At 39.4% G+C, this 24,068-nt stretch carries 19 protein-coding genes and 7 pseudogenes; 17 read left to right on the forward strand and 9 right to left on the reverse strand.

The window, feature by feature from the left end; all coding sequences use genetic code 11:
- Nucleotides 1–115: 115 nt before the first annotated feature.
- From QNH10_RS09120 to QNH10_RS09155, 9 genes and pseudogenes are all read left to right on the forward strand, one after another.
- On the forward strand, nucleotides 116–577 hold the full coding sequence (locus QNH10_RS09120) for a hypothetical protein (protein ID WP_283734346.1): 462 nt from the start codon (nucleotides 116–118) through the stop codon (nucleotides 575–577).
- Nucleotides 578–701: 124 nt separating this feature from the next.
- Nucleotides 702–1,148, forward strand: a complete 447-nt coding sequence (locus QNH10_RS09125; protein WP_283734347.1) for a universal stress protein — start codon at nucleotides 702–704, stop codon at nucleotides 1,146–1,148.
- A 92-nt stretch (nucleotides 1,149–1,240) separates the two neighbouring features.
- Nucleotides 1,241–1,744, forward strand: coding sequence for a hypothetical protein (locus tag QNH10_RS09130; RefSeq protein ID WP_283734348.1), 504 nt, complete (start codon nucleotides 1,241–1,243; stop codon nucleotides 1,742–1,744).
- 80 nt (nucleotides 1,745–1,824) lie between these two features.
- Entirely contained in the window at nucleotides 1,825–2,469 is a 645-nt protein-coding gene (locus tag QNH10_RS09135; RefSeq protein ID WP_283734349.1) for a vWA domain-containing protein, read from the forward strand.
- Between the two features lie 296 nt (nucleotides 2,470–2,765).
- Nucleotides 2,766–3,011 carry a PadR family transcriptional regulator gene (locus QNH10_RS21120; RefSeq protein WP_430541115.1) on the forward strand — a complete coding sequence of 82 codons (246 nt, stop codon included), beginning with the start codon at nucleotides 2,766–2,768 and terminating at the stop codon, nucleotides 3,009–3,011.
- A complete protein-coding gene (locus QNH10_RS09140) occupies nucleotides 2,998–3,339 on the forward strand; it encodes a DUF2812 domain-containing protein (protein ID WP_283734350.1) in 342 nt (113 codons plus the stop codon). The genes QNH10_RS21120 and QNH10_RS09140 overlap by 14 nt, the downstream gene beginning before the upstream one ends.
- A gap of 839 nt (nucleotides 3,340–4,178) precedes the next feature.
- A pseudogene (locus QNH10_RS09145) lies at nucleotides 4,179–6,487 on the forward strand (ABC transporter permease).
- A gap of 13 nt (nucleotides 6,488–6,500) precedes the next feature.
- Nucleotides 6,501–7,258: pseudogene (locus tag QNH10_RS09150) on the forward strand (ABC transporter ATP-binding protein).
- Between the two features lie 152 nt (nucleotides 7,259–7,410).
- The gene (locus QNH10_RS09155) at nucleotides 7,411–8,343 is read left to right on the forward strand and encodes a GNAT family N-acetyltransferase (RefSeq protein WP_283734351.1); all 933 of its coding nucleotides are present in this window, start codon (nucleotides 7,411–7,413) and stop codon (nucleotides 8,341–8,343) included.
- 91 nt (nucleotides 8,344–8,434) lie between these two features.
- On the opposite strand, the gene QNH10_RS09160 is transcribed toward QNH10_RS09155, so the two are convergent.
- Nucleotides 8,435–9,238, reverse strand: a complete 804-nt coding sequence (locus QNH10_RS09160) for a helix-turn-helix domain-containing protein (RefSeq protein ID WP_283734352.1) — start codon at nucleotides 9,236–9,238, stop codon at nucleotides 8,435–8,437.
- A gap of 134 nt (nucleotides 9,239–9,372) precedes the next feature.
- Between QNH10_RS09160 and QNH10_RS09165 the strand changes: the two genes are divergently transcribed.
- Nucleotides 9,373–9,507: a hypothetical protein gene (locus QNH10_RS09165; RefSeq protein ID WP_283734353.1), complete on the forward strand. Its 135-nt coding sequence runs from the start codon at nucleotides 9,373–9,375 to the stop codon at nucleotides 9,505–9,507.
- Nucleotides 9,508–9,554: 47 nt separating this feature from the next.
- On the opposite strand, the gene QNH10_RS09170 is transcribed toward QNH10_RS09165, so the two are convergent.
- From QNH10_RS09170 to QNH10_RS09195, 6 genes are all read right to left on the reverse strand, one after another.
- Nucleotides 9,555–9,740 carry a hypothetical protein gene (locus QNH10_RS09170; protein ID WP_283734354.1) on the reverse strand — a complete coding sequence of 62 codons (186 nt, stop codon included), beginning with the start codon at nucleotides 9,738–9,740 and terminating at the stop codon, nucleotides 9,555–9,557.
- Between the two features lie 61 nt (nucleotides 9,741–9,801).
- Nucleotides 9,802–9,981 (reverse strand): hypothetical protein, encoded by a 180-nt coding sequence (locus QNH10_RS09175; protein ID WP_283734355.1) that lies wholly within the window; start codon nucleotides 9,979–9,981, stop codon nucleotides 9,802–9,804.
- 37 nt (nucleotides 9,982–10,018) lie between these two features.
- A complete protein-coding gene (locus QNH10_RS09180) occupies nucleotides 10,019–10,198 on the reverse strand; it encodes a hypothetical protein (RefSeq protein WP_283734356.1) in 180 nt (59 codons plus the stop codon).
- A gap of 62 nt (nucleotides 10,199–10,260) precedes the next feature.
- Complete coding sequence (locus QNH10_RS09185; RefSeq protein ID WP_283734357.1) at nucleotides 10,261–11,466, reverse strand: MFS transporter; 1,206 nt, start codon at nucleotides 11,464–11,466, stop codon at nucleotides 10,261–10,263.
- 134 nt (nucleotides 11,467–11,600) lie between these two features.
- On the reverse strand, nucleotides 11,601–12,236 hold the full coding sequence (locus QNH10_RS09190) for a LysR family transcriptional regulator substrate-binding protein (protein ID WP_283734358.1): 636 nt from the start codon (nucleotides 12,234–12,236) through the stop codon (nucleotides 11,601–11,603).
- A 26-nt stretch (nucleotides 12,237–12,262) separates the two neighbouring features.
- Nucleotides 12,263–12,469 carry a helix-turn-helix domain-containing protein gene (locus QNH10_RS09195; protein WP_283734359.1) on the reverse strand — a complete coding sequence of 69 codons (207 nt, stop codon included), beginning with the start codon at nucleotides 12,467–12,469 and terminating at the stop codon, nucleotides 12,263–12,265.
- Between the two features lie 130 nt (nucleotides 12,470–12,599).
- Here QNH10_RS09195 and tcuA point away from each other — a divergent pair.
- A pseudogene (gene tcuA, locus QNH10_RS09200) lies at nucleotides 12,600–14,089 on the forward strand (FAD-dependent tricarballylate dehydrogenase TcuA).
- A gap of 126 nt (nucleotides 14,090–14,215) precedes the next feature.
- A pseudogene (locus QNH10_RS09205) lies at nucleotides 14,216–14,992 on the forward strand (SDR family NAD(P)-dependent oxidoreductase).
- A gap of 134 nt (nucleotides 14,993–15,126) precedes the next feature.
- On the opposite strand, the gene QNH10_RS09210 reads toward QNH10_RS09205, so the two are convergent.
- Nucleotides 15,127–15,786 (reverse strand): GntR family transcriptional regulator, encoded by a 660-nt coding sequence (locus QNH10_RS09210; RefSeq protein ID WP_283734360.1) that lies wholly within the window; start codon nucleotides 15,784–15,786, stop codon nucleotides 15,127–15,129.
- A gap of 512 nt (nucleotides 15,787–16,298) precedes the next feature.
- Here QNH10_RS09210 and QNH10_RS09215 point away from each other — a divergent pair.
- The 5 genes and pseudogenes from QNH10_RS09215 to QNH10_RS09235 all read left to right on the forward strand — a co-directional run bounded on the left by QNH10_RS09215 (nucleotide 16,299) and on the right by QNH10_RS09235 (nucleotide 22,621).
- On the forward strand, nucleotides 16,299–17,381 hold the full coding sequence (locus QNH10_RS09215; RefSeq protein ID WP_283734361.1) for an iron-containing alcohol dehydrogenase: 1,083 nt from the start codon (nucleotides 16,299–16,301) through the stop codon (nucleotides 17,379–17,381).
- Between the two features lie 39 nt (nucleotides 17,382–17,420).
- Nucleotides 17,421–18,707, forward strand: a complete 1,287-nt coding sequence (locus QNH10_RS09220; RefSeq protein ID WP_283734362.1) for an MFS transporter — start codon at nucleotides 17,421–17,423, stop codon at nucleotides 18,705–18,707.
- A gap of 79 nt (nucleotides 18,708–18,786) precedes the next feature.
- Nucleotides 18,787–20,216, forward strand: a pseudogene (locus QNH10_RS09225) (NAD-dependent succinate-semialdehyde dehydrogenase).
- Nucleotides 20,217–20,316: 100 nt separating this feature from the next.
- A pseudogene (gene lhgO, locus QNH10_RS09230) lies at nucleotides 20,317–21,527 on the forward strand (L-2-hydroxyglutarate oxidase).
- A gap of 158 nt (nucleotides 21,528–21,685) precedes the next feature.
- Entirely contained in the window at nucleotides 21,686–22,621 is a 936-nt protein-coding gene (locus QNH10_RS09235; protein ID WP_283734363.1) for an AEC family transporter, read from the forward strand.
- A 797-nt stretch (nucleotides 22,622–23,418) separates the two neighbouring features.
- Here the strand turns inward: QNH10_RS09235 and QNH10_RS09240 are convergent.
- A pseudogene (locus QNH10_RS09240) lies at nucleotides 23,419–23,846 on the reverse strand (exosporium protein C).
- Between the last annotated feature and the right edge of the window lie 222 nt (nucleotides 23,847–24,068).

Below are 24,068 nucleotides of genomic sequence, written 5' to 3' on the forward strand. Positions count from 1 at the left end.
GTTGGTTAGTCGCAAGAACTCTTTGTGTGAAATGTTCATATTTATCTCACTATGATAAAATGGTTGTGATAAAGGCTCGAAAAGTGTTCATTAACTAAAGTGAGGTAGAGCTATTATGAAAGAAACTGAAGCACCAACCTTATCCCATAAACAAGTAGCCGCAACTTGTTTTAATCAAGTGTGGGATCTTCTTGAGAAGGAAGTACGGACACCTGAGGAAAAAGAGCAGATGATTCACCTTTGTCATAGTTCTTTCTGGCATTGGACACAAGCAGAAGAATGTACTGAGACGAATCTCTCTATCGGATATTGGCAACTTTCACGTGTATATGCAGTGGTAGGGCAAGGAGAAAATGCGTTGAATTATGCGAAACGCTGTATAGCTGTGAGTGAAGAGGCGAGTCTTGCTCCTTTTTATATTGGATACGGATATGAGGCTGCGGCAAGAGCTTGCAACGTCTTAGGGCGAAATGAGGAGAGCCAGAGTTATAAAGATTTAGCCTATGAATGTGCAGAGAAAATGATTGATGAAGACAGTAAAAAGCTGTTAGTGAGTGATTTGGAAAGTTTGAAGTGAAATTGCTGCCTAGGATAAAACCCGTTCTCAAGGGTTGTCATAAACATGTCAAAATATAAGGGGTATTGGCGGAGGAAATGCTCCTTAACTGTCGAAGTAGTAAAGTATGAATGGAGTGAAATCTATGACACTAACTTATAAACAAATAATCGTCGCAGTCGATGGATCAAAAGAGTCGGAATGGGCTTTCAAAAAGGCAATGGCCATTGCAGAACGAAATGATGCCACGTTGAATGTAGTCAATATCGTCGATACACGATCACATTCTTCTGTTGAGACGTATGACCGTGCTGCAGCTGAAAGCGCTCATAAATATGCGGGAGAAATGCTGAATAACTACAAAGCGGAAGCAGTACAAGCTGGTGTGCAAAGCGTCAATGTAATTGTCGAGTACGGCTCACCAAAAGCAATGATTGCAAAAGACCTCCCGAACAAGCTGAATGCAGATCTAATCATCTGTGGTGCGACGGGACTAAATGCAGTTGAACGTTTTGTAATGGGCAGTGTCTCTGAAAACATTGTACGCACTGCAAAATGTGATGTACTCGTCATTCGTAAACCCGAACAATAAGGGAAAATAATTAAGAAATAAGCCATCTAATCGATTTTGAAGAATTCGTCGTAGATGGCTTTTTATCTTGTGTACCAAGAGGAGGACTTTTCATGGCGCTGTCGGAGAAACTGCTGTCATCCATCTCTGAATTTATCGATGATAACTATGTCGACGAATTGGTGTTTCATCAACTTGAAATTGAATCTGAACTGTTTCAAATGGAGTCAACTGTTCGAGAGGAAAGCCGAAGCTTGGAAGATGTTGTGAGACAAGTGGATGAAACGTTTTCCCAAAGGTTACTCCGTTGGATTGATGAAAAAGGGATGACAGATGCGCAAATCTATAAACAGGCGAATGTGGATCGGAGACTTTTTTCGAAAATCCGTAATGATATCCACTATCGACCGAGTAAAGTGACTGCAATTGCGTTTGCGATCGCCTTGCAATTGAATTTAGATGAAGCGAAGGATTTATTGTTAGCGGCGGGATTCGCTCTTTCGCCAAGTAGCAAGTTCGACCTGATCATCGAGTATTTCATCAGAGAAGAGAATTATAATCTTTTTGAGATCAATGAAGCGTTGTTCGCTTTTGAGCAAAACCTGATAGGCGTATAAAAGTGTCGCTTTGCAGGCGACCTGATGCCCTTTTTTGAATGTTATTCTTCCCCTATAAACAATTTTGGGAGGAAAACGATATGAAAAAAGGGTTAACTGAACTAATTTTTATTTTAGATAGAAGCGGCTCAATGAGTGGTCTGGAGGCCGATACAATCGGTGGTTATAATGCCATGCTGCAAAAACAGAAAAAGGGACAGGGGGAAGCTGTGATTACGACTGTCCTTTTTGATGACAGCTATGAAATACTACATGATCGCGTTAACCTTCGTACGGTTGAACCGATGACGGATGATGAGTATTTTGTAAGAGGGACGACTGCGCTTTTGGATGCAGTCGGAAAAACGATCTTACAAATAAGCAATGCACAGAAACTTGCCGCAGAAGAAGAACGTGCGGAAAATATACTGTTCGTCATTACGACGGATGGCATGGAAAATGCCAGTCGGGAATTCAACTATGAAAAAGTACGTAACATGATTGAGCATCAAAAGAATAAATTCGGATGGGAGTTTTTATTTTTAGGTGCTAACATTGACGCGATTGCAACTGCAAATCTCTTCGGAATTGAAGAGGATAGGGCTACGAATTATTATGCAGACAGTGATGGAACACAGTTGAACTATGATGTGATCAGTGAAACAATCAGTTCCTTACGGGAACATAGTAAAATAGAAGAAAATTGGAAAGAACGTATTGAAGCAGATTTTTGTATGCGTGAGTGATCTAAAAATGGTAAAGGGAAGGCGTCGCGCATTATTAACTGCATCGTAAACATAAAAATAGAAGGGGAACTATGTTCGGTATGAGTGCATAGTTCCTCTTTTTTGTGCAATTTAATATTATCGAGCATCAATGTATTGACAGTCGATATATTATAGTATAAATTATGAGTATCGATATATCGTGAGTCGATACATCAAGGGAGGTATCTTCTATAAATCCACTATCAGAATCTACGTATTTAATTTTATTAGCCCTTTATAAAGAACCACTACATGGCTATGGTGTCATTAAAGAAATTGAAGATGCGAGTGAAGGGAACTATATTATTGCACCAGGGACTCTTTATGGAGTATTAAAAAATTTAGAGAAGCAAGGGCTGATCAAAACATTAGCAGTTGAGAAGGAACAACGTAAGAAGAAAACCTATTGTATTACGGAACAAGGAAAAGATGTACTTCATTCGGAATACGAGAGATATATTCGAATGATTGATCTATCAAAAAAAATCATACAGAGGGGGATTGAAAATGGCGAAAAATAATACGGTAAAAAAAGTGACAAAACGGTTTTCTAATTTTTCTAAGGAAGAACTATGGTTGCAAAGTATGTTAAACGAAGGTTGGATACTGAAAAGTTATGATTCAGAGGATATGGATGACTGTCAATATGTTTTCGAACGAATACAATATGAGGAGCATAAAAATATAACTTACAAAATTGATTATCGCGAGTTGAAAAAGGGCGAGTACGAGGAGTACAAAGGCATTTTTACAGATGCCGGTTGGACTTTGCTTTCAAAAAACAGTTGGTATTCTAAGCATATATTTTATACAACCTCTTCAAACCCGCAAAGCGATATTTTTTTCTGACCAGGACTCATATAGAGAACGTGAAAAACGGAGAATGTCGTCCTCGCTTGTTTACATAATCATAAGTAGTTTCATGTTCGCTGTGTTAATTGTTCTATATACTATTTACGAAAGATCTGCTTTTCTTGGAGTAGGGATAATGACATTGTTTTTCGCTATAAATTGTACGATAGATTACTTCCGACATAAAAAAGTCTATAATTCTTTATTGGTAAAAGAAGTTGAAATATAAGAGAGAAGGACATAACATATTAGTTATTTAAATATGTTATGTCTTTTATATATTCTCTTCATTAGTTTTTCTATCAGTTTTGTGTATTGAAAAGAAAAGCTTCCGGATTTTTGAGTACGCTACAAAAGTTGAGGCAGTAAAAGCACTTTGCAACTTCCACAATGCAGTCCTTTCCTACACACGCTAATCATGGACGGATGTACCTTCAGTCGAAAAGTCGACTGAGGGTTTTTTGATGTATTGTGATGCCGGCATTGTGAAAGAATTATTAAGATTTAGAAGGTCTTAACAATTAGCGGTGTGACACATGATATTCTGTAATAGATTCGGATTGAAACCGTGCCCGGAGAAAGCATTTCGTCTAAAGTGAAAATCGAATTATGAATTACATTCATCTCTTATTTAATTTGGCTCTGTTAAACTATGTGCTTTAACAGAGTCTTTAATTTGATGTGTTTTTGAAGGGAAGTGCATTTATCTTGTACTGATAGATAATTTCATTCTTACGATGTACCAAATCTCAGACTTGAGCCATATAAGAAATCTTTGTTGTAGTGATAAGTTTATATTAGTTTACGGGTAAAAACTTAAGATACAGAGGTGACATATGTATAGCAGAATAATTCGTAATGACATTTTAAAGAGCAAAGCCATTACATTGACAACAACGATATTTGTTGCTGTTGCGGCAATGCTTGTATCGTTGGCGGCTATTCTTATCGTTAATCTTTCAGGTGCGCTTGATACACTTATGACCCAATCGAAAACTCCGCATTTTATGCAGATGCATTTGGGTGAAATTGATACTGATCGACTTGCATCTTTTGCAGAGCAAAATAGCAACGTCGAAGAATATCAGGTAGTTGAGTTTCTAGGCATAGAAGGCGCTGAGTTTATTTTCGGCGATAATTCACTTGCGAATAGTGTTCAGGATAACGGCCTTAGCGTACAAAACGAGAAATTCGATTATCTCCTTGATCTTAATGGCAACATCATCAATAACGTATCCGGCGGCGAACTTTATGTTCCTGTAGCGTATTTGAAGGACAACACGACAAAGATCGGTGATAAGGCAATAATAAGCGGGAAGGAATTTACTGTCGCGGGATTTCTCCGTGATTCGACTATGAATTCCTCACTCTCCGCGTCAAAGCGATTTCTTGTAAGCGACGATGATTTCATAGAAATAGCGGAATTTGGAAGTATCGAATATCTAATAGAGTTTAGATTAAAGAACTTTTCGGTGATTGGCGAATTTGAAGCAGCTTATGCTTCCGCAGGACTTGAAGCAAACGGACCAACAGTTACATATACGCTTTTTAAAATGATGAACGCCATCTCAGATGGGATGATGGTAGCAGTGATCCTACTGATTAGCGCACTTGTCGTTACCATCGCATTTATGAGCATACGTTTTACGCTCCTTGCGAAAATTGAAGACGACTACCGTGAAATTGGTGTTATGAAAGCAATAGGGCTTCGCCTATCAGACATAAAGAAGATTTATCTTGCAAAATATGCAGTTATTGCGGCTGTGGGTAGTATTATCGGGTTTATTCTTTCACTTATGTTCCAAAGCGTGCTTCTTGAAAATATACGCCTATATATGGGGAAAGCGAAAACTCTTCTTATGCTATGGCTTTAGGAATTATCGGTATACTACTCGTTTTCCTTTCAATTACTGGCTATGTCAATGGTGTGCTGAAACGTTTTCGGAAAATTTCTGCCGCAGAAGCTATACGCTTTGGCACTTCCCAGGACAAGAAAATAGGGGCAAAGCGTTTTACCTTAGTCAAAAACAGATTGTTTAGCACGAATGTTTTTTTAGGTATCAAAGATGTTCTCGCAAGAAAAAAACTATACGCCACAATGCTTGTGGTCCTTGTAATGTCAGCATTTATCATGCTTGTTCCGCAGAACCTGTACAACACGATTTCCTCAAAAAGCTTCATTCAATATATGGGAATCGGAAATTACGATTTGCGTATTCAAACGAATAAACCTGAGGGAACCGATGAAATTGTGAAGACGATAGATGGCGATCGTGCTGTTTCAAAGTATGCAGTTATGACAACTAAGATTTTCAAAGTGAAAATGGGTAACGGAATAGAGGAAAATATAAAAGTTGAACTTGGTGATCATTCAGTATTTCCAATAGAGTATTCTGAGGGCAGTGCTCCTGCTTCAGAAAACGAAATCGCACTTTCTGCTATAAATGCAGATGAAATGAACAAGAAGGTCGGCGATGTCATAACGCTGTTGATTGGTGGGAAGGAGAAGGACCTCACGGTAAGCGGACTATATTCCGATGTTACGAACGGCGGAAAAACCGCAAAGGCTGTATTCTCCGACGATTCGACAAAAGTTATGTGGACCATCGTCTGTGTTGAACTTTCAGATGAATCTCTTGTTGAAAGTAAGGTATTAGAGTACGGGGACAAATTTGATTTCGCAAAGACTTCCAACATTGATGAATTTGTATCTCAGACCTTTGGTTCGACAATAAGTTCCGTTGAAATGGCTTCCTACGCCGCAGTTGCCGTTGCGCTAGTTATTATGGTGCTGGTTACACTGTTGTTCATGAAAATGCTTGTTGCAAGAGATAGAAATTCAATTGCTGTCAAGAAAGCACTCGGTTTTACAAACTTGGATATTAAAAAGCAGTATGTATCTCGTTCGGTTTTCGTGCTATTTATAGGGATAATCTTTGGTACACTTCTCGCAAACACTCTTGGTGAGCTGCTTGCAGGCTTGATGATCTCCTCATTTGGAGCATCGACGTTTAACTTTACGGTCAATCCGCTTACCGCGTATGTGCTTAGTCCATTGTTGATGATCTTCGTGATTCTTATCGCAACAATGATCGGTATATCAAACGCAGGAAAAATAAAGATTTCCGAAAATATTAAAGAGTAGGAGGGGGAGGCATATGAATAAGATTATTTTCGGTGAACATATAGTAAAGTCTTTCGGTGAGGGCGATGAACAGCGTAATGTTCTCGATGGAGTATCTGTTGAAATAAACGAGGGTGAGTTCGTTTCGGTTATGGGACCTTCGGGCTCAGGGAAATCGACGTTGATGTTTGCACTAAGTGGAACGGATTGCGTTACTAGTGGAAAGGTTCTTTTTGAAGGTGAGGATTTATCAGCGGTTTCGGAGAATGAGCTGTCAGATATACGTAGAAATAAAATAGGATTTGTTTTTCAGCAACCGACTATGTTGAAAAATTTAAATATAATCGATAACATCATACTTCCGTCAATGCGTGACAACAGAAAAATGTTGTAAAAATTTCAGAGAAGGCAAGAAATCTTATGAAAAGGGTAGGGATTGCGGAGCTTGAAAATCGTGATATTACACAGGTTTCGGGAGGCCAGCTTCAACGAGCTGGGATATGCCGAGCGATTATGAACAACCCTAAAATCATTTTCGGTGACGAGCCTACTGGTGCGCTTAACTCTAAATCTGCAGAAGAGATTATGGACATTTTTTCTGATATCACCGCAGAAGGTACTGCAGTTATGCTTGTAACTCACGACGCAAAAGTAGCTGCAAGAACCGAACGCATTATGTTTATGCGCGACGGCAAGATCGTAAGCGAGCTAAAACTTCCGAAGTTTGATGGGAAAAATATCGAAAACCGTGTCGAAGAAGTTACAGTAAAAATGCGTGAAATTGGAATATGATTTTTAGATGTTGTGATAATTGATTAGAAGTACCAGGTTCTTATTGAATTTTAAATTGTTTTAGAACCTGGCACTATTTCCTTATTATTTATAATTCAGACACAATTTTACCTATATGGTAAAATAAGGGGTAATACTAAGGGGGATGCTTTATGTCATTTATAACAATTGAGAAAGCAACCATTGCGGATGCTGAAAAACTAACAGAAATTATGAAAAAGACTTTTGATGAAGAAGCGAGAAAGTGGCTTCCAAAGAAAGATATTGTAAGTGATTACAATATTCTCCCGCCAGGATATTCTTCTAACGAAATGACAAAGTATATGATTAGAGAATTGGAGTATTTTAAAGTCTTGCATGATAATGAAGTTATCGGCGGAATTATTATAACGATTTCCGGTAAGAGCTTTGGGAGGATAGACCGTATTTTCGTTGACCCTAACTACCAAGGTAAAGGGATTGGTTCTAAAGCGATAAATTTTATAGAGGAAGCATTTCCTTATGTAAGGACTTGGGACCTTGAAACATCAAGTAAACAAATTAACAATCATTATTTTTATGAAAAGATGGGGTATAGAACAACCTTTGAATCTGAAGATGAATATGGTTTTCAAAAGAAAATAGGAACCCCAACAGAAGAAAGCTTAGTTGAAAATAAAAACATTTCAAGTATCCAATACGTGAATTGTGAAATGGCAAATACGGATTATTATGATGTGAATTTAGAAGGAAGTTCTTTCAGTAACAGCAACTTAATGAATAGTCATATTAGCAATTGTAATCTGAGTCACTCAAAGTTCCAAAATATAAATTTAAGAAATTCACTCTATGCCGATTTAAATCTTTCAAACAGTGAAATGATATTTGTCACTTTAGGTGGGGTTCGTTTCAGTGATACAAATCTTGGAGATGAAAATATTCCAATCTCATTTGAAAGATGTGATCTTGAAGGTAGTAAATTTTGTAACAGTAATCTTAGGAACGTGGAAATACAAAAGAGTGATTTGACTGGCATGAAAATAGATAATGTTCCTGTAGAAGATCTTTTTGAAGCTTACTATCAAATGAATAAAAGTAAACAATAACCAAAAGACGAGCAAGGAATTTTGTCAGTTCGATTTCCAAAAATAGTCGTGGCACACGGACATTTTCAAATTGCACGGGTGCCTGGTTTATTCATAGCTTCCTTTCAAAGTCGAAACCCTTCAATAGGCACATCAAACAGCATGAACATATCCTTGAAATACGTCTCTTCAACCAACTTATCAAGCACACCTTTAAAATACCGGGCAAGTTGCGGATTACTTTCTTCTTCGTTGCCATGACTGTAATCATCAAAGCACGGTAGGCGAGGTCTTCAAATACATGGCGATCGTCTTTATAAATCTCAAACTTTAACATTCTTTCAGAAATGGCTTTGTGGATTCCGAATAGTTCACGGGCTTTTTTTGCGTCTCCAATTGTGCCGGAAAGAAGGTTTTTCATCCGACTGAACAGACTTGTGGAGTACTTTGACGATTCTTGTAGAGACGTGTAGTTAAGATCTTTAGATTTTATAGATTTAGAGGAAAGAGCTTCATCCCTGAGAATTTGCTCGTCGTCCTTGTTGTCATGGGCTTTGTCGGTATCTTCCGGATTGGTCAATTTCGCCTGGTCATCGAAAGGTAAAATGATGTAGATGTTGGCGCCGAGACCGCTCATAACTGGGCGTATGTAGTGGACTTTCTCGATAATTCCAAGGCTAATCAGCTTGCGGATTGCGCGTCTAACTGTCACGTTCGATTTCCCGATGATGCTTTCAATTGTTGCATGTTTCAAATGTACTGCCCCGTATTTTACTGAATAGCGGCGAATCGTGTCTAAAACTTGGCGATCCGATTTCGTCATTTCATCCCAATGGCGCATAACATGCTGCTCGGCAGCAGCGTCCATTTCTTCAATCGTTGCGAACCGTGCGTATTCTTTCAAGTAGTGTATCATTATGATCTCCCCCTACACTCTCTATATAGATGTGAAAAGGCGAAAAGGATAATAGGAATGGGGAATAATCTAAAATGATTCTAAATACCTATAACTGGAACTGAATAGGATGCTTTATTAGCATACATCAAGTTTTGGCGTTCGGAGATACTGCAAATAAACTTGTTTTAAAATCCCAACTGTTTTTCCTGCTCAATGAGCGTCGCTTAACTGCACTTACACTTGCAATCGAATCCTTGGAAGACCGTCTTACAAGAGACGGTTCCTAACTCCACAAAAAAACGCCAGAAAAGATGGCGTTTAATATAATCATTATTTACCTTGTTTTGTTTTTCATGTTTTCGGTAACTTTCTTCGCGGCATCAGTAGCTGCATCTACAGTCTTCATTGCAATGTTTTCCGTTGTTTCTAAAGCATTGTGAGCTGTTTCAAATGCAGATCCAGCTGTGTTTTTCACGTCCTCTGCGACACTTTTACCATTCTGATTTTTGTAATTAGCCATTACGTTTCACCTCCTAAACACGAGTAGGATATGTGGAATGACAAGATCTATCGTTCAACGGTTAGGATACCTTTTCCTTATTCGCTGCCATTGCCACCGTTTTCTTGCTCCCCATAAGATACAACACCAAAATAATAATCATTGTAGCTGCAGAATAGCTAAAGGTCATGCCGTACCCAACGCTTTTCGCTAAGAAGCCAAGTCCCACTGATCCAGCATTGAGGAATTGACCACAATGCATAAAAAGAAAAACGCCAGAAAATGGCGTTTAATATACATTATTGATTATCTTGATTGTTTTTTATGTTTCCTGTTAATTTCTTTGCGGCGTTTTTAGCAGCGTCTACAGTATACAATGCAATAATTCCTGTTGTTTCGAATGCAGATCCAGCTGTATTCTTAATGTTTTCCGCGACACTTTTAGTTTGTTCATTTTCCCCATTTTGCTGGTTAGCCATTACATTTCACCTCCTAAACACGAGTAGGATATGTGGAATGACAAGATCTATCCGTTCAACGGTTAGGATACCTTTTCCTTATTCGCTGCCATTGCTACCGTTTTCTTGCTCCCCAGTAGATACAACACCAAAATAATAATCATAGTAACTGCAGAATAACTAAAGGTCATGCCGTACCCGACACTTTTTGCTAAGAATCCAAGTCCCACTGATCCAAGAGCCAAACCAGCGTCAATAAAGATCAGAAGCATTGAATTGGCTGTTGCCTTTTTCTCTTCTGGAACAAGCTGTAACGCCCAAGCTTGGAGTGTTGGATGGATGATGGCAAAAGCGATTCCGAACAATACCCCTGAAATAATAACCATCAACATGTTCTTAGAGAACCCTAAAAGAACCAACCCGCCAGCCCCTGAAATAGCGGCAGGAATAATAAGAATCCGGTGCCCGAATCGATCGAAGATTTTACCTGAGAATGCACGAACGATTACCATAGCAATCCCTTGTGCGATAAAAAACTGAGAAATACGACCACCCACATGAATCTCTTTACCAAACGCCCCGATAAAGTTTACAGTTCCTGCAATGGCTACATAATTCAACGCCACCAAAATACACGGAAGAAGGACACGTTTATCGTACATGTACTTATAGAACGGTTCTTTAGTTGTCGCCTTAGAACTTTCCTTGTCCTGTGTAACCTTATTATTTTTCGTGAAAAAACTGCACAGTAATGAAAAAGACATAAGGCCCAGGGTCAACATCATCATCGACTGGAATGAAAACCTCGCAAGATAAGCAATAGCGATGAGTGGCCCGAGTGTCGTTCCAACGCTTGTAGACATTGCGAAATAAACAATACCTTCACCTAACCGGGATTTTGGAACAATATTACTCGATATCGTAAAAACTAAAATCGTAAGCATACTAAATCCAATCCCTTGTAATGCACGAATGAAAATTAAAAATCCGATGGACTGATTTACAAATGTCAGAGCGATGGTTCCCAAAAAATAAACGATGGAAAGAATAAGGAGCAATTTCATATTCACTTTTTGGATAATGACACTTGCAAAGAAGCGCGTAATGAGGGAGGCCAACATGAGAGTGGTGGTCATAATTCCTGCAATCGCTGGATTATTACTAACCGTTGATACAAAAATTGGGAAACCTGCCGTAATCATATAAAAAGCAGAGAACATGACTAAAGACAATAAAATAATGATTACGTATTGGTTTGTCCATAACTTGGCTTTCTTTAATTTACCCACAATAGATAAGACCGCCTTTCGAGGCTAATTCTAATAAAAATTATTGTTCCCCAATTTTTTATAAAGATAAGGGTTTTTTAAAAAAAAAAATAGGTTGTTGTTTATAGTGGGAAAAAATCACTCGATTATTTTTTTCAATCTGCTTTTGTTGGGTACCAGTCTTTAATAAAATTAATAAACAAATTCACATGGCGAAGGTCTTGGACGTACTTGTTGTAGTATAAAATCGTCTCCCGAAAATAATTTTCGTCACCAAACGCATTAAGCGAAATTTTATATAGATCCTCGCCTTCAATGCTTGTTGCAGGTAGGACGGCAATCCCCATCCCGAACTTGACCATTTCTTTGCATGTTGCGGCCTGGTCGGTTTCGATTGATGGTTTAATCGGTTGGTCAAAATTCGTTCGCCACCATTTATCGATCATTTGGCTTAATGATAAATCCGTTTCATATGTAATCCATTGCAAAGTTGGTATGTCCGCCTTTGTGAATGGAGTTTTAGATACAACATATAACTCCTCTTTATCTAACAAGCATTTCTCTGAGTTGATGAGATAATTTCCTCGAATAATAGCTACATGAATTTCTTCTTGAGTGAGTGCCTCTTTAATATCTCTACTCCAACCCGTTTTCAATTGAATATCGATCGTAGGGTACTTATTGTTAAACGCATTAAGTATTTTCGGCAGTTTATAGAGGGAGAAGAGCCCTGAAGCACCGATCTTAATCGTTCCTCTTATTTCACCAGAAACTTTCGCAAGTTTCTCCATAACTAATTCTTCATTTTGGAGAATTGTTAATGCGTGTTCATGTAAAATCCTGCCTTCTTCTGTAAATTCAATCCCTTTTGAGCCCCGGACGATAAGGGAACTTGATATTTTTTTTCTAATTGCTTAATACGATACGTTAATGCTGGCTGGGAAATATAAAGATTTGCAGCTGTATGTGTAATATTTTGGGTTTTGCGTAAATCGACTAAGAGACGACAATCATTTAGATTCATTGAAATCTTCACCCCGATATTTATTTTGAAATAAAAAAAATTTATAGCTAACCTTGAAATTATTGTATTTTATTTATTTCGAAAAGTAAACTATGCTTGATGTATCAATGAAGTAAAGGGGATCTGTACAATGTCGAGGTATGATGTAATCATTGTTGGTGCTGGAAATGCAGCTTTATGTGCTGCAATTTCTGCAAAGGAACAAGGGAGTCGTGTATTGGTATTAGAAAAAGGTCCAAGTGAGAAACGTGGAGGGAACTCATTCTTCACGGATGGTGCGATTCGTGTAGGCTATGGCAACTTTGATGCGATGAGAAACTTTATTGAGTTAGATGAAGAAACAACCAATAAAATTGATATGCCGGAGTATTCTCCTCAAGACTTTTACGATGATATTATGCGCGTTTCAAAAAATCAAAGTAAACCAGAACTGATTCAACAACTTGTCACGCAATCACTCCCAACGATTGAGTGGATGAAATCCCATGGCGTCGAATTCGAATTGAACTTTGCCAATCAATCTTTTGAAAAAGAAGGTAGAATTCAATTTTGGGAGGCCTTCCGATTAAAACAGTCGATAAAGGGATTGGCTTAATGCGAAGCTTATTCAATCGCTGTGAAGAATTAGGGATTGATGTTTGGTATGAAGCTGCAGCTTCGAAGATCCTTACGGAAAATAACGGGGTAACAGGGATAGAGGTAAAGACAAAAGAGGGTACAAAAACGATTGATTGCCAAAATGTTGTGCTTGCTTGTGGAAGTTTTGAGGCTGACAAGAAGAAACGTGTAGAGGCCTTAGGTGAGGAATGGGGTGCGGCATTAGTCCGTGGAACAGAGTTTAACACGGGTGATGGGATCGATATGGCCGCTCTGGTTGGTGCACAGAAGTTTGGTCAATACGACGGATGTCACGCAATCGGAACAGATGCAAATGCACCACGAGTTGGTGACTTCCAAAAACCTGGGGATATCTTCAAGAAGCACTCCTATCCGTATACCGTAATGGTCAACGTAGATGGGTACCGCTTCGTTGATGAAGGCGCTGATTTCCGTAACTACACGTATGCGAAATACGGGAAAGAAGTGTTGAAACAACCAAAAAATATGGCGTACCAAGTTTTTGACGCAAAAGTTCGACCAATCGTACGTGAAGAATATAATTTAGACGAGGCTACTGTTTTTGAGGCGGCAACGTTGGAAGAACTCGCTTTAAAAATTGATATCCAAAAAGAGCAGTTTTTACAAACCATTGAAGAATACAATGCAGCTGTACAAGACGGGGAGTTTAACCCTTCTGTTAAAGATGGCAAAGGAACAACAGGCATTACACTACCCAAATCGAACTGGGCACAAACAATTAGTGAAGGTCCGTTTTATGCATACCCAATAACATGCGGGATTACGTTTGCGTTTGGTGGTATAGCCACGACTCCGAATGGTGAAGTTTTACACAAAAATGGTGAAAAAATCCAAGGCCTTTTCGCAGCTGGTGAAATGATTGGTGGCATTTTCTATGAAAACTACCCAGGCGGATCTGGGCTAATGTCAGGATCTGTATTTGGTAAATTAGCCGGTAAATCAGCTGCAATCCATGCAACTCATGCCCAAGCGGTAAAATAAGAATAGATGAACGAACAGAACCCGGTTCCGTCCCGTATAACAGCCCTGCAAACTCGTACAAGCCAAGGATAAAAGCTATAATAGGATTAGATGAACAATTCTACTTTTCAGAGAAGGGGGATTACAATGGAATTAGGGTTAACAGGAAAAGTCGCGCTCATTACAGGTTCAAGTAGGGGAATTGGCTTGGAAACAGCTCTTTACTTAGTGAAAGAAGGCGCGGAGGTAACGATTTGTGCAAGAAATGAAAAGAGATTGGAAGAGGCAGCGGCCTATATCCTTGAACAAACAGGTAGAGAAGTATTAATTATAGAAGCAGATGTTACAAAGGAAGCGGATTGTGAAAGAATCGTTTCGGATACAGTTAAAAAATATGGACGTTTAGATATTTTGGTTAATAATGCTGGTACTTCTCAAGCCCATCCCTTTGATGAAGTAGGAACGGAACTTTGGCAGCAAGATCTTGACTTGAAACTGTTCGGGGCCATTCGTTGTTCCCGAAATGCTGTGCCATTTATGCGGAAAGTGGGTGGGGCGCAATCATCAACGTGACAGCTGCTATTGGAAAGACCCCCTGCAGCATCATTGCCCACTTCAGTGAGCAGAGCAGCGGGAATGGCTTTAACAAAGGCAATGAGTAAAGATCTTGGACCAGATAATATTCGGGTGAATACCGTGTGTATTGGTTTAATTCGCAGTGAACAGATTGAGAAAAAATGGAAAAATGAGAACCCTGAACTAACATGGGAAGAGTATTCAAGTAAACAACATCAAATTCCGTTAGGACGCATTGGAAATACGGACGAGGCAGCGAAAGTGATTACCTTCCTTGTATCAGATGCCGCATCTTATGTCACTGGTACTTCTGTGAATATTGACGGTGGTATGGCGGGTGTTTTGTAAGATCATTTATGATGAACACCGCCTTTCCAATTTAAACGAGGAACCAAATCAACCGAGACGTTGATAGGTTCCTCGTTTTTTTATTGTTAGGGCAATCGTTTGAAGGCGGCATCATGATAAACAAAATCGAGAAGTTAGTTCTGTTTTCCTAACAAGCGGTTGGTCGAGTCTTGGATGTGATTGGTAAGGATTTGCTCGGCTTTGTAAACATCTCTTGTGCGTATGGCCTCGATAATTTCCAAGTGTTCGGTCGGAGCATCCTTTTGGTCCAGTTCGCCTTTTATATGATAAAAACGACCTATATGTAGATGGCAATGCATACCCTCGTACGCTTCCAACAGAAAAGAGTTTTCGCCAGCCTTAAGAATCGAACGATGAAATTCCTGATCTAAATGGGTGAAATCAAGTATTTTTTTATTGATCGAACCTGAAACGGAAAACATTTGCTCTGTCAGTTCAGACAATTCTTCAATTACGCCTAAGTTATTCGAACGGATAATATTCCGAATGGCGTGGGTTTCTAATAAAATACGAGCTTCCAACATTTTTGTAATGCTTTCCTCATCTAAAATCCCACTCACACTATACCCCTTATTTGGTTCCAAAATCACTAACTTTTCGGAACTAAGGCGAGATAAAGCCTCTCTTAAAGGGATTGCACTTACGTTGAATTCCCTTGTTAAATGGCTAATATTTATCTTTTGACCAGGTGTTAGGCTCCATTCAAATATCATTTTTTTCAATAAATTGTAGACAAACTCTGTCATTTCTCCTCTTTCTTTCCCGGATATCATTGAAATGCTCCTATCTTAAAAATCCAATTGGATTGTTGTTTTTTAGATGAAAAATAGACTATATCTCTTATTGTAGCAGAATGAACAATTGATCAGGTGTGAATTTTTCTATTAGATACTATAATTCCCAACAAAACTATATACTAAAAATGTATTTTCGTTTTATTTCATATACAATTTATTACCTTTATTAATTTATTTATTCAATCAATTCAATATTGAAAGTCTCGTAAACGTTGATTTAATAAGGTTTTTTAGAATCGTATAAAATCATTATATTTTTTGTTATTTACAAAACAATATACAATGTGCTATATTTTATTCGAAATTGTATATTATTTTGATGAATCTACTGTTTGTCAAAAGGTGATCAGGGATTTATAAAAATAAGAAAAATAGAAAAGTAAACTGGGAGGAAGTTGCGATATGTCTTTTTCATATTATTTGCCAACACGAGTCGAATCCGGTAACGGAGTTTCCGAAAAAACAGGGAAATAGCTAAAACCTTAGGGGTGTCAAGTGTATTAGTCGTAACAGATAAAGGGGTAAGGGATGCCGGCCTTTTAGAGGGGATTATCAAATCGATCTCTGCGGCTGACTTGAATTATGAAATTTACGATGAAGTAGAGCCAAACCCATCCGCTGAAACAATTCACCGGGGGACAGATCTACTGAAAGAACATAAATTTGAAGCTGTACTTGCTGTAGGCGGTGGTAGTAGTATAGACACAGCCAAGGGAATTGCGGCGATGGCAACGAATTCCGGCCATATTTTTGATTATGAAGGTGTTGGAAAGCTTACGAATTCTCCACTTCCAATCATTGCAATCCCGACTACTTCCGGAACAGGCAGTGAAGTGACGAATTCAACAGTTGTCACGAATAAGGAGACACACTTTAAATTAGGCGTACTGAGCCCGTTATTATTCCCAGATTTAGCGATACTTGACCCTGTACTTACGTTGGGACTCCCACAGGGAATTACAGCAGCGACAGGAATGGATGCGTTAACGCATGCGATTGAATCCTATACGTCTAAGACGGCAAATCCGATTAGCCAGGCCTTCGCGATGCAGGCGATTAAAATGATCAGCAAAAACTTAACAAACTGTTACTTTGTCGGAACGGATTTGGAAAGCAGAAAAAATATGCTTGAAGCTTCTCTATTAGCAGGGGCAGCGTTTTCACAATCCCGTTTAGGTAACGTTCATGCCATTTCGCATACTTTTGGAGGCGTTTTCAATATACCCCATGGAATTGCGAATGCAGCACTATTGCCTTTCGTAATGAAATTCAACTTACCAGCGTGTGCCGAGCAATATAAGGAAATCGCGATTGCTTTAGGACGTGATGTAAGCGGTTTATCAGTAATGGAAGCAGCCAACGAAGCGATTGAAACGGTTATCGAGCTAAACCGAAGCATGAATATTCCTCTTAATATTAAAGAGTTGGGTGTTACATTGGATGTATTGCCGAAATTAGTGGAGGATTCCATGAGAAGTGGAAACGTATTTGTAAACCCTCGACTTACAAAGCCTGCTGACATCCAAATGATTATTGAAAAAGCGTATGAGGGAGATTTAACAAGCTTTTAATTCTGCGTCCGGAAATAATTACTTTAATGGGGTGAATTTATGAAAAAGACAAATGCGAGGTGGCTTGTCGTAGCACTTCTTTTTGTAGCTACAACAATCAACTACATGGATAGAGCGATCCTTGGAGTCGCGGGTCCTGCAATGATGGAGGACCTTTCACTAACACCTGTTCAATTTGGATTGTTAGGTTCAGCGTTTTTCTGGTCCTATGCTTTAATGCAAATCCCGGTCGGTATGATTGTCGACAGGTTAGGGGCTCGTTTGACGTATTCAATTGCTATTGTTTGGTGGTCCTTATGTACAATTTTCACAGGATTTGGTCGCTCTCTTGGAGCGTTGATCGGTATTCGTGTTCTGATGGGAATCGGGGAAGCTCCTGCGTTTCCAACTAATACCCGTGTTATATCAGATTGGCTGCCATCACATGAACGGGGCATCGCAAACGGGATTTTTAACTCCGGAACGGCGATTGGGATTGGAATGTCGACACCGTTACTTGCTTGGGTCATTCAAAATTGGGGATGGCAAGCAGCATTTGTGGTAGTTGGAGCAATCGGTTTTATATGGCTTGCATTCTGGTTGATCTATTTCAAAAACCAGCCAAAGGACAGCACCTTGGCAAATGAAGCTGAGGTAGCTTATATCAAGGCTGATGAATCTGAAACAGAAAAAGCACCTGCTCTTAATATATCGCCATTTAAATTATTGAAATTCAAAAATGTATATCCACTGTTATATGGATTATTCGCACATAACTACCTTACGTATTTAATGATGACTTGGTTGCCTATCTATCTCGTAACCGAAAGAGATATGAACCTTATAAATGCCGGGTTTTTCACGATGCTTCCTTGGATCATGTCCTTCTTCGGAAACATCTTAGGCGGCTTTTTATCAGATGGTTTAATCAAACGTGGTTGGAATTCGATTAAAGCAAGAAAGACTATTTTAGGAATCGGTATGCTATTCCCGCTATTGCTTATTCCTACGATCTTTGCAGAAAGCGCAGTAATGGCGATTGTGTATATCTCGATTGCAATTGGCGGTGAGGGAATAGCAGCAGGAATCCTATGGGCAACTGTGTCGGATGTTGCTCCAAAGGGTGCGGAAGGAAAATTGGCTGGACTACAGAACTTCATTGGGAACCTCGCAGGTTGGATCGCTCCAGTCGCAACAGGGGTTTTAGTAGCTAAGCTGAATAACTTTGATATCGCATTGATCATTCCGGTAATCATTTGTCTCGTTGCCTCTGTCGGCTATCTGTTCGTACTTAAGAATGAGAGAATTTCGATTGACGAGGATTTCGGAAAAGGAATTAAAGCTTAAGGAGTTTAATCATCCATAGCTGAAAGGAGATTTTATCATGACGAAGATAAGTAATTTACTTGATTTGAATGAACTAAAAATGTACGTGAACGGCGAATGGAAAGCAGCGGAGAGTGGTGAAACTTTTTCTGTTGTGAATCCTTCGACAGGTAAAGTAGTAGCCGAAGTTCCTAAGGGAGGCCGTCAAGAAACAAAGCAGGCAATTGCAGCGGCTGATGAAGCCCTCAAATCTTGGTCGAAATTGACTGCGGGCGATCGTGCTAAATATCTTACAAAGCTATTCCATCTAATGCACGAATACAAAGATGAATTGGCTGAGATCATGAGTTTAGAGATGGGGAAACCATTTACAGAAGCTCAAGGGGAAGTGAATTTTGCTGCAAGCTACCTGGAGTGGTTTGCGGAAGAAGGACGCCGTGTGTATGGGGAAACAATTCCGGCCTCGGCGGTAAATAAACGGATAATGGTGATCCGCCAACCTATCGGCGTGGTAGCTTCCATTACTCCGTGGAATTTCCCATTGGCGATGATGACACGAAAAGTTGGTCCAGCAATGGCTGCAGGATGTACGGCTATTGTGAAGCCTGCGGGTCAGTCTCCGATTAGTGCTTTAGCGTTCGGTAAATTAGTAGAAATGGCTGGTATCCCTGCAGGTGTTGTAAGCATTGTTACAGGACAATCCGGACCGATTTCCGATGAGATATTTGAAAATCCTATCGTTAGAAAAGTCTCTTTCACTGGATCTACAGAAGTGGGGAAATTGTTTGTAACGAAATCAGCTGCACAATTGAAGAAATTGTCCCTTGAGCTTGGCGGACATGCACCGTTTATCGTTTTTGAGGATGCTGATTTAGAGGCAGCCGCTGAAGGTGCTTTACAAAGTAAATTTAGAAATACGGGACAGACATGCGTTTGTGCGAATCGGATCTATGTTCATCGTTCGGTCATCGATAAATTCTCTCAAATTTTTGTCGAGAAAGTAAAAGCGCTTAAAGTAGGAAATAGCGTCGATCCGACGGTTCAAGTAGGACCGCTTGTAAACAATGAAGGCCTGTTGAAGGCAGAAGCGCATGTACAGGATGCATTGTCGAAGGGCGCGGAACTACTTTGCGGAGGACAAAGAATTGAAGGGGAATTGGCTGATGGTTTATTCTACGAACCTACCGTTTTAGGCGGAGTCAATTCAGATATGATCATTACAAAGAGGAAACGTTTGGACCAGTAGCTCCAATCATCCCATTTGATACAGAGGAAGAAGTAATCGAGCTTGCCAATAGTACGGAGTTTGGATTAGCAGCTTACTTCTATACACAAAATATTAGCCGATCCATTAGAGTTTCGGAAGCCCTGAAGTTCGGGATTATCGGTATGAATGATGCGATTCCTACAGTTGCCCAAGCTCCATTTGGTGGTATTAAAGAGAGTGGAATGGGCCGTGAAGGCGGACATCAAGGCTTAAACGAATACTTGGAGGAGAAGTTTATCTCCATGGGTTTTGAAACGAAATAAAGTAAAGGTAGAGCAACAGTGCTTGCTGTTGCTTTTACCTATTTATCAAGATAGACGTTCTTTAATTTATTATAACAAAATAATGTAAATGAGGGATATTATGTATGACTTTGCAATTGTAGGTGGTGGAATTGTAGGTTTATCCACTGGAATGGCACTGACAAAAAGGTATCCGGGTGCAAAAATTGTGATGATCGAGAAGGAAAAAGACTGGGCTCATCATCAAACAGGAAATAACAGTGGGGTTATTCACTCCGGCATCTATTATAAGCCAGGTAGTTTTAAAGCGAAATTTGCACGCGAAGGCAACGAATCGATGGTGGAGTTTTGCAAGGAGCACGGCATTGCATATGATGTATGCGGAAAAGTAATCGTCGCTACCGAACAAAAAGAAATACCGCTAATGGAGAATCTGTATAAACGAGGCCTCGAGAACGATTTGGACGTTGTGAGGATCAGTAAAGAAGAGTTGAAGGAAATCGAACCCCATGTTAATGGATTGGGGGCGGTCCGTGTTCCAATCTGCGGCATCGCCGATTACAAAGGCGTTGCACGGAAGTTTGCCGATATCGTTCAGGAGGGCGGCGGAGAGTTCCGTCTTGAAACGAAAGTGGAAAATGTCGTCGAGAAAACGGATGGTGTCACGATTGAGACGAACCGTGGAACGATAAATGCCCGTTTTCTCATCAACTGCGCCGGTTTGCAAAGCGACCGTGTGGCGAAAATGACCGGCATGAAAACAGGTATGAAAATAGTGCCGTTCCGTGGTGAGTATTACGAGCTAACACCGGAAAAACATCATCTCGTGAAACATTTGATATATCCTGTACCGAATCCGGATTTCCCATTCCTTGGAGTACACTTTACCCGAATGATAAACGGTGGCGTCCATGCAGGACCAAACGCCGTATTGGCTTTCAAACGTGAAGGATATAACAAGACGGATATTAATGTTAAGGATTTAGCTGAAGTGTTGACCTATCCGGGCTTCTGGAAGATGGCAATGCCGAATATGAAAGAAGGGATGAAAGAATACGTACGTTCCTTCAGCAAAAAGGCATTTTTGCATAGCCTACAACGACTAATTCCAGAATTGACCGAGAAGATATCGTTCCAACACATGCCGGAGTGCGGGCGCAAGCTCTCATGCAAGACGGAAGCATGGTAGACGATTTTGCGATCTTTGCAGGCACAAACTCGCTTCATGTCTGCAACGCACCATCACCTGCTGCAACTGCATCGATTCAAATTGGAAATGCCGTAGTCGATCGCATTGCCGAAAGCTCCCAAATTTTAGAGCGATTTGCTTGATGTGAAGTAGCTGAAAAAAACAAATAGATATGCTAAAAATTTTTCAGAAGTGGAAAATCTCTTGGGGAAAGCAAGTCAAATTGCTTTCCTTTTTCTTTTTATAGCGTTTGGTCAGGGTACATAAAAAGTGATAATATCTCTTGAAGAGGGGGTTCGCCATGGAGGTTACAACTGTTCTATCTTCAGTCGGCATGATGGCAATCATTGTAGGTATTGGAGCGATAATCGGGAAGGTAACCAGGGTTACAGTTGAATCAAAACAATTGTTAGTCATTATTATTCTCAATATCGCGCTGCCTTCAATCATTTTAAATGGAATATTTTCTATTGAAATGAACGATCTGTTACTTTCGAAAATGCTAACTATATTTATTATGTCCATAATTTTTAATGCGTTAGGTATCGGATTAGGCTGGATAAGTGCAGTTCTATTAGGTTTTCGTGAGATGAATGCAAAATTGATAGCTATCCTCGCGGGATTAGGCAACACCGGTTTCATCGGTATCCCTCTTTGTGCAACATTGTTTGGACCAACGGGTGGACTATTGGCAGCGATATTTGATGCTGGGCTTGATGTAATTGTTTTTACGCTGGTCGTTGTGTTGCTGAATAAAAATGGAGGATTTACTTTAAAAGGGCTTAAAGCAATCATCAATTTACCGATCATTGCTATCGTAGTTGGAATAGCCATTGCTATAACCGGATATGAACCTCCTTTACTCGTGAAAAACCTAATAGCAACATTCGCGGGTTTAGCTGCTCCGTTAGCCATGATATATATAGGTCTATTAATAGCTACACTTTCAAAGAAAAAGAAGGCAATATCTCTACGGTTTATCAGTATTTCTTTACTGATGAAGTTGTTGGTTTTCCCTCTCATGATGATTATTGTCTTGCAAGTGATTCCAATCACCGAGGATCTTAAACTTGTGGCTTTAGTTCAGGTATCAATGCCTACATTTATGTTGGCAACCATTTTATTTGCTCGTTATGACCATGATGAAGAGACTGCGGTTATGACAACCGTTTATTCTACTATGTTTTCATTGATCACCATTCCGCTGATTGTCTATATCACCACACTATTTTTATAGATGGTGATTTTGAAATGAATTAGGAAGCGCTAATAAAATAATCCTCAATTTACAGACTACCTAATGTTAGCGCATTAGGTGGTCCTTTTCAGTTGGAGTTTTTGTGTAAACCATTAATAATCCATCCTTGAGTGGAAGCTCACAAACATTATATTGTAAGTTTATTATTGATTCATTCGAAATACTTGTCGATTCACCATATAGAAATTTATATCGATCATTTCCTAAGGGTTATCAATCATTTCCCGCGTTATATCGATCACTTTCAGAAGGATATCGATCATTTCCCAGCATATATCGATCATTTCCCGAGATATATTGTCATTTAGGGACTTAAGACCCATCAGCTATTGACTTACAGCATTTACTTTTCCGCATTCATTAATCTCTTAAGAGAAAACTTGGTGCTATTATAGTTAATCCACTTGATCATCTCTCTCTCGACCGCTTTGTTTTGCCATTCAAACCAAACCTCTAAGCACTCACTGCAATGACTTTCGACTCCACTATTATTATGTAAGTCTTTTTGAGTGAAAGAGGTGATCTTGCGACAGATATAGCAATATACTTTTTTATCTTCAAAATACCTACTTACCATGAGTATCAGCTCCTTAACTTTCTACTCATTATTTCCAATTCTAATTATATTAATTCATTAGAGGTATTGAAAAAGTAATAGGAACCACAAATAATCCAACCTTGAGTGACTAACTCAAGGATGGATTATTTTATCACACAAAAGATATCAAAAGGTGTGCTTGGCCTACTTTAAGGCCAAGTACACCCTAACAATAGCATTACCCCTTATGAGTAGTTGCTAAGCCACTAAAGGAAACAGGGCCTACAACTGCAGCTCTGTCCCACTAGTCAAATTTTGTGCAGTTACTTGATAAACATGTGTACCTTGTCCAACATTAAAATCTATTGCTTGGAATGTTTCTACATAGTTTACTTCTGATTCAGAATCAGATTCTATCCCTACTTGGGTATTGAAGATTTCTCTTCCGTCCCTGAAGATTCTAAACAAAATTTGGGATGTGCCTGTAACCCCATGCACGCCTACTGTCGCAATTAATTCTACACGATTAATAGTTGCACCACTGGGAATCCTAATTCGAATAGTTGCCAATGAAAGCCTTAATGGTGAACGAGGAATCGTAGTTGGTCTACTTGGAGTAAACCTACGAAAGGGTTGTGCTGCTTGGTAATCAATTACCTTAATCACTATAATCACCTCCTTAACTTAATGCTTTAAAGTATGCAGTTTAGAAGGAAGAGCTTGGACTAAATGGAATTAATTTTAATAGAGTTCGCTATTTTATGGGCTACTCTCCTAAAGTGAACAGCGGGTATGAGTTGAAAATCAAGACCAAGTTATCAAGTGCCTACTGCATCGTAACGACCGAAACGGTTAAAGAGAAATTGGCCGGTATTTTAGATACCCATT

The organism is Sporosarcina thermotolerans, from assembly GCF_030067815.1.
GTDB classification, from domain to species: Bacteria; Bacillota; Bacilli; order Bacillales_A; family Planococcaceae; genus Sporosarcina; species Sporosarcina thermotolerans.

Coding starts and splice junctions, on each gene's coding strand:
- QNH10_RS09120 (WP_283734346.1), top strand. CDS start 116: ATGAAAGAAACTGAAGCACCAACCTTATCCCATAAACAAGTAGCCGCA.
- QNH10_RS09125 (WP_283734347.1), top strand. CDS start 702: ATGACACTAACTTATAAACAAATAATCGTCGCAGTCGATGGATCAAAA.
- QNH10_RS09130 (WP_283734348.1), top strand. CDS start 1,241: ATGGCGCTGTCGGAGAAACTGCTGTCATCCATCTCTGAATTTATCGAT.
- QNH10_RS09135 (WP_283734349.1), top strand. CDS start 1,825: ATGAAAAAAGGGTTAACTGAACTAATTTTTATTTTAGATAGAAGCGGC.
- QNH10_RS09140 (WP_283734350.1), top strand. CDS start 2,998: ATGGCGAAAAATAATACGGTAAAAAAAGTGACAAAACGGTTTTCTAAT.
- QNH10_RS09155 (WP_283734351.1), top strand. CDS start 7,411: ATGTCATTTATAACAATTGAGAAAGCAACCATTGCGGATGCTGAAAAA.
- QNH10_RS09160 (WP_283734352.1), bottom strand. CDS start 9,238: ATGATACACTACTTGAAAGAATACGCACGGTTCGCAACGATTGAAGAA.
- QNH10_RS09170 (WP_283734354.1), bottom strand. CDS start 9,740: ATGGCTAATTACAAAAATCAGAATGGTAAAAGTGTCGCAGAGGACGTG.
- QNH10_RS09175 (WP_283734355.1), bottom strand. CDS start 9,981: ATGCATTGTGGTCAATTCCTCAATGCTGGATCAGTGGGACTTGGCTTC.
- QNH10_RS09180 (WP_283734356.1), bottom strand. CDS start 10,198: ATGGCTAACCAGCAAAATGGGGAAAATGAACAAACTAAAAGTGTCGCG.
- QNH10_RS09190 (WP_283734358.1), bottom strand. CDS start 12,236: ATGGAGAAACTTGCGAAAGTTTCTGGTGAAATAAGAGGAACGATTAAG.
- QNH10_RS09195 (WP_283734359.1), bottom strand. CDS start 12,469: ATGAATCTAAATGATTGTCGTCTCTTAGTCGATTTACGCAAAACCCAA.
- QNH10_RS09210 (WP_283734360.1), bottom strand. CDS start 15,786: ATGATATCCGGGAAAGAAAGAGGAGAAATGACAGAGTTTGTCTACAAT.
- QNH10_RS09220 (WP_283734362.1), top strand. CDS start 17,421: ATGAAAAAGACAAATGCGAGGTGGCTTGTCGTAGCACTTCTTTTTGTA.
- QNH10_RS09235 (WP_283734363.1), top strand. CDS start 21,686: ATGGAGGTTACAACTGTTCTATCTTCAGTCGGCATGATGGCAATCATT.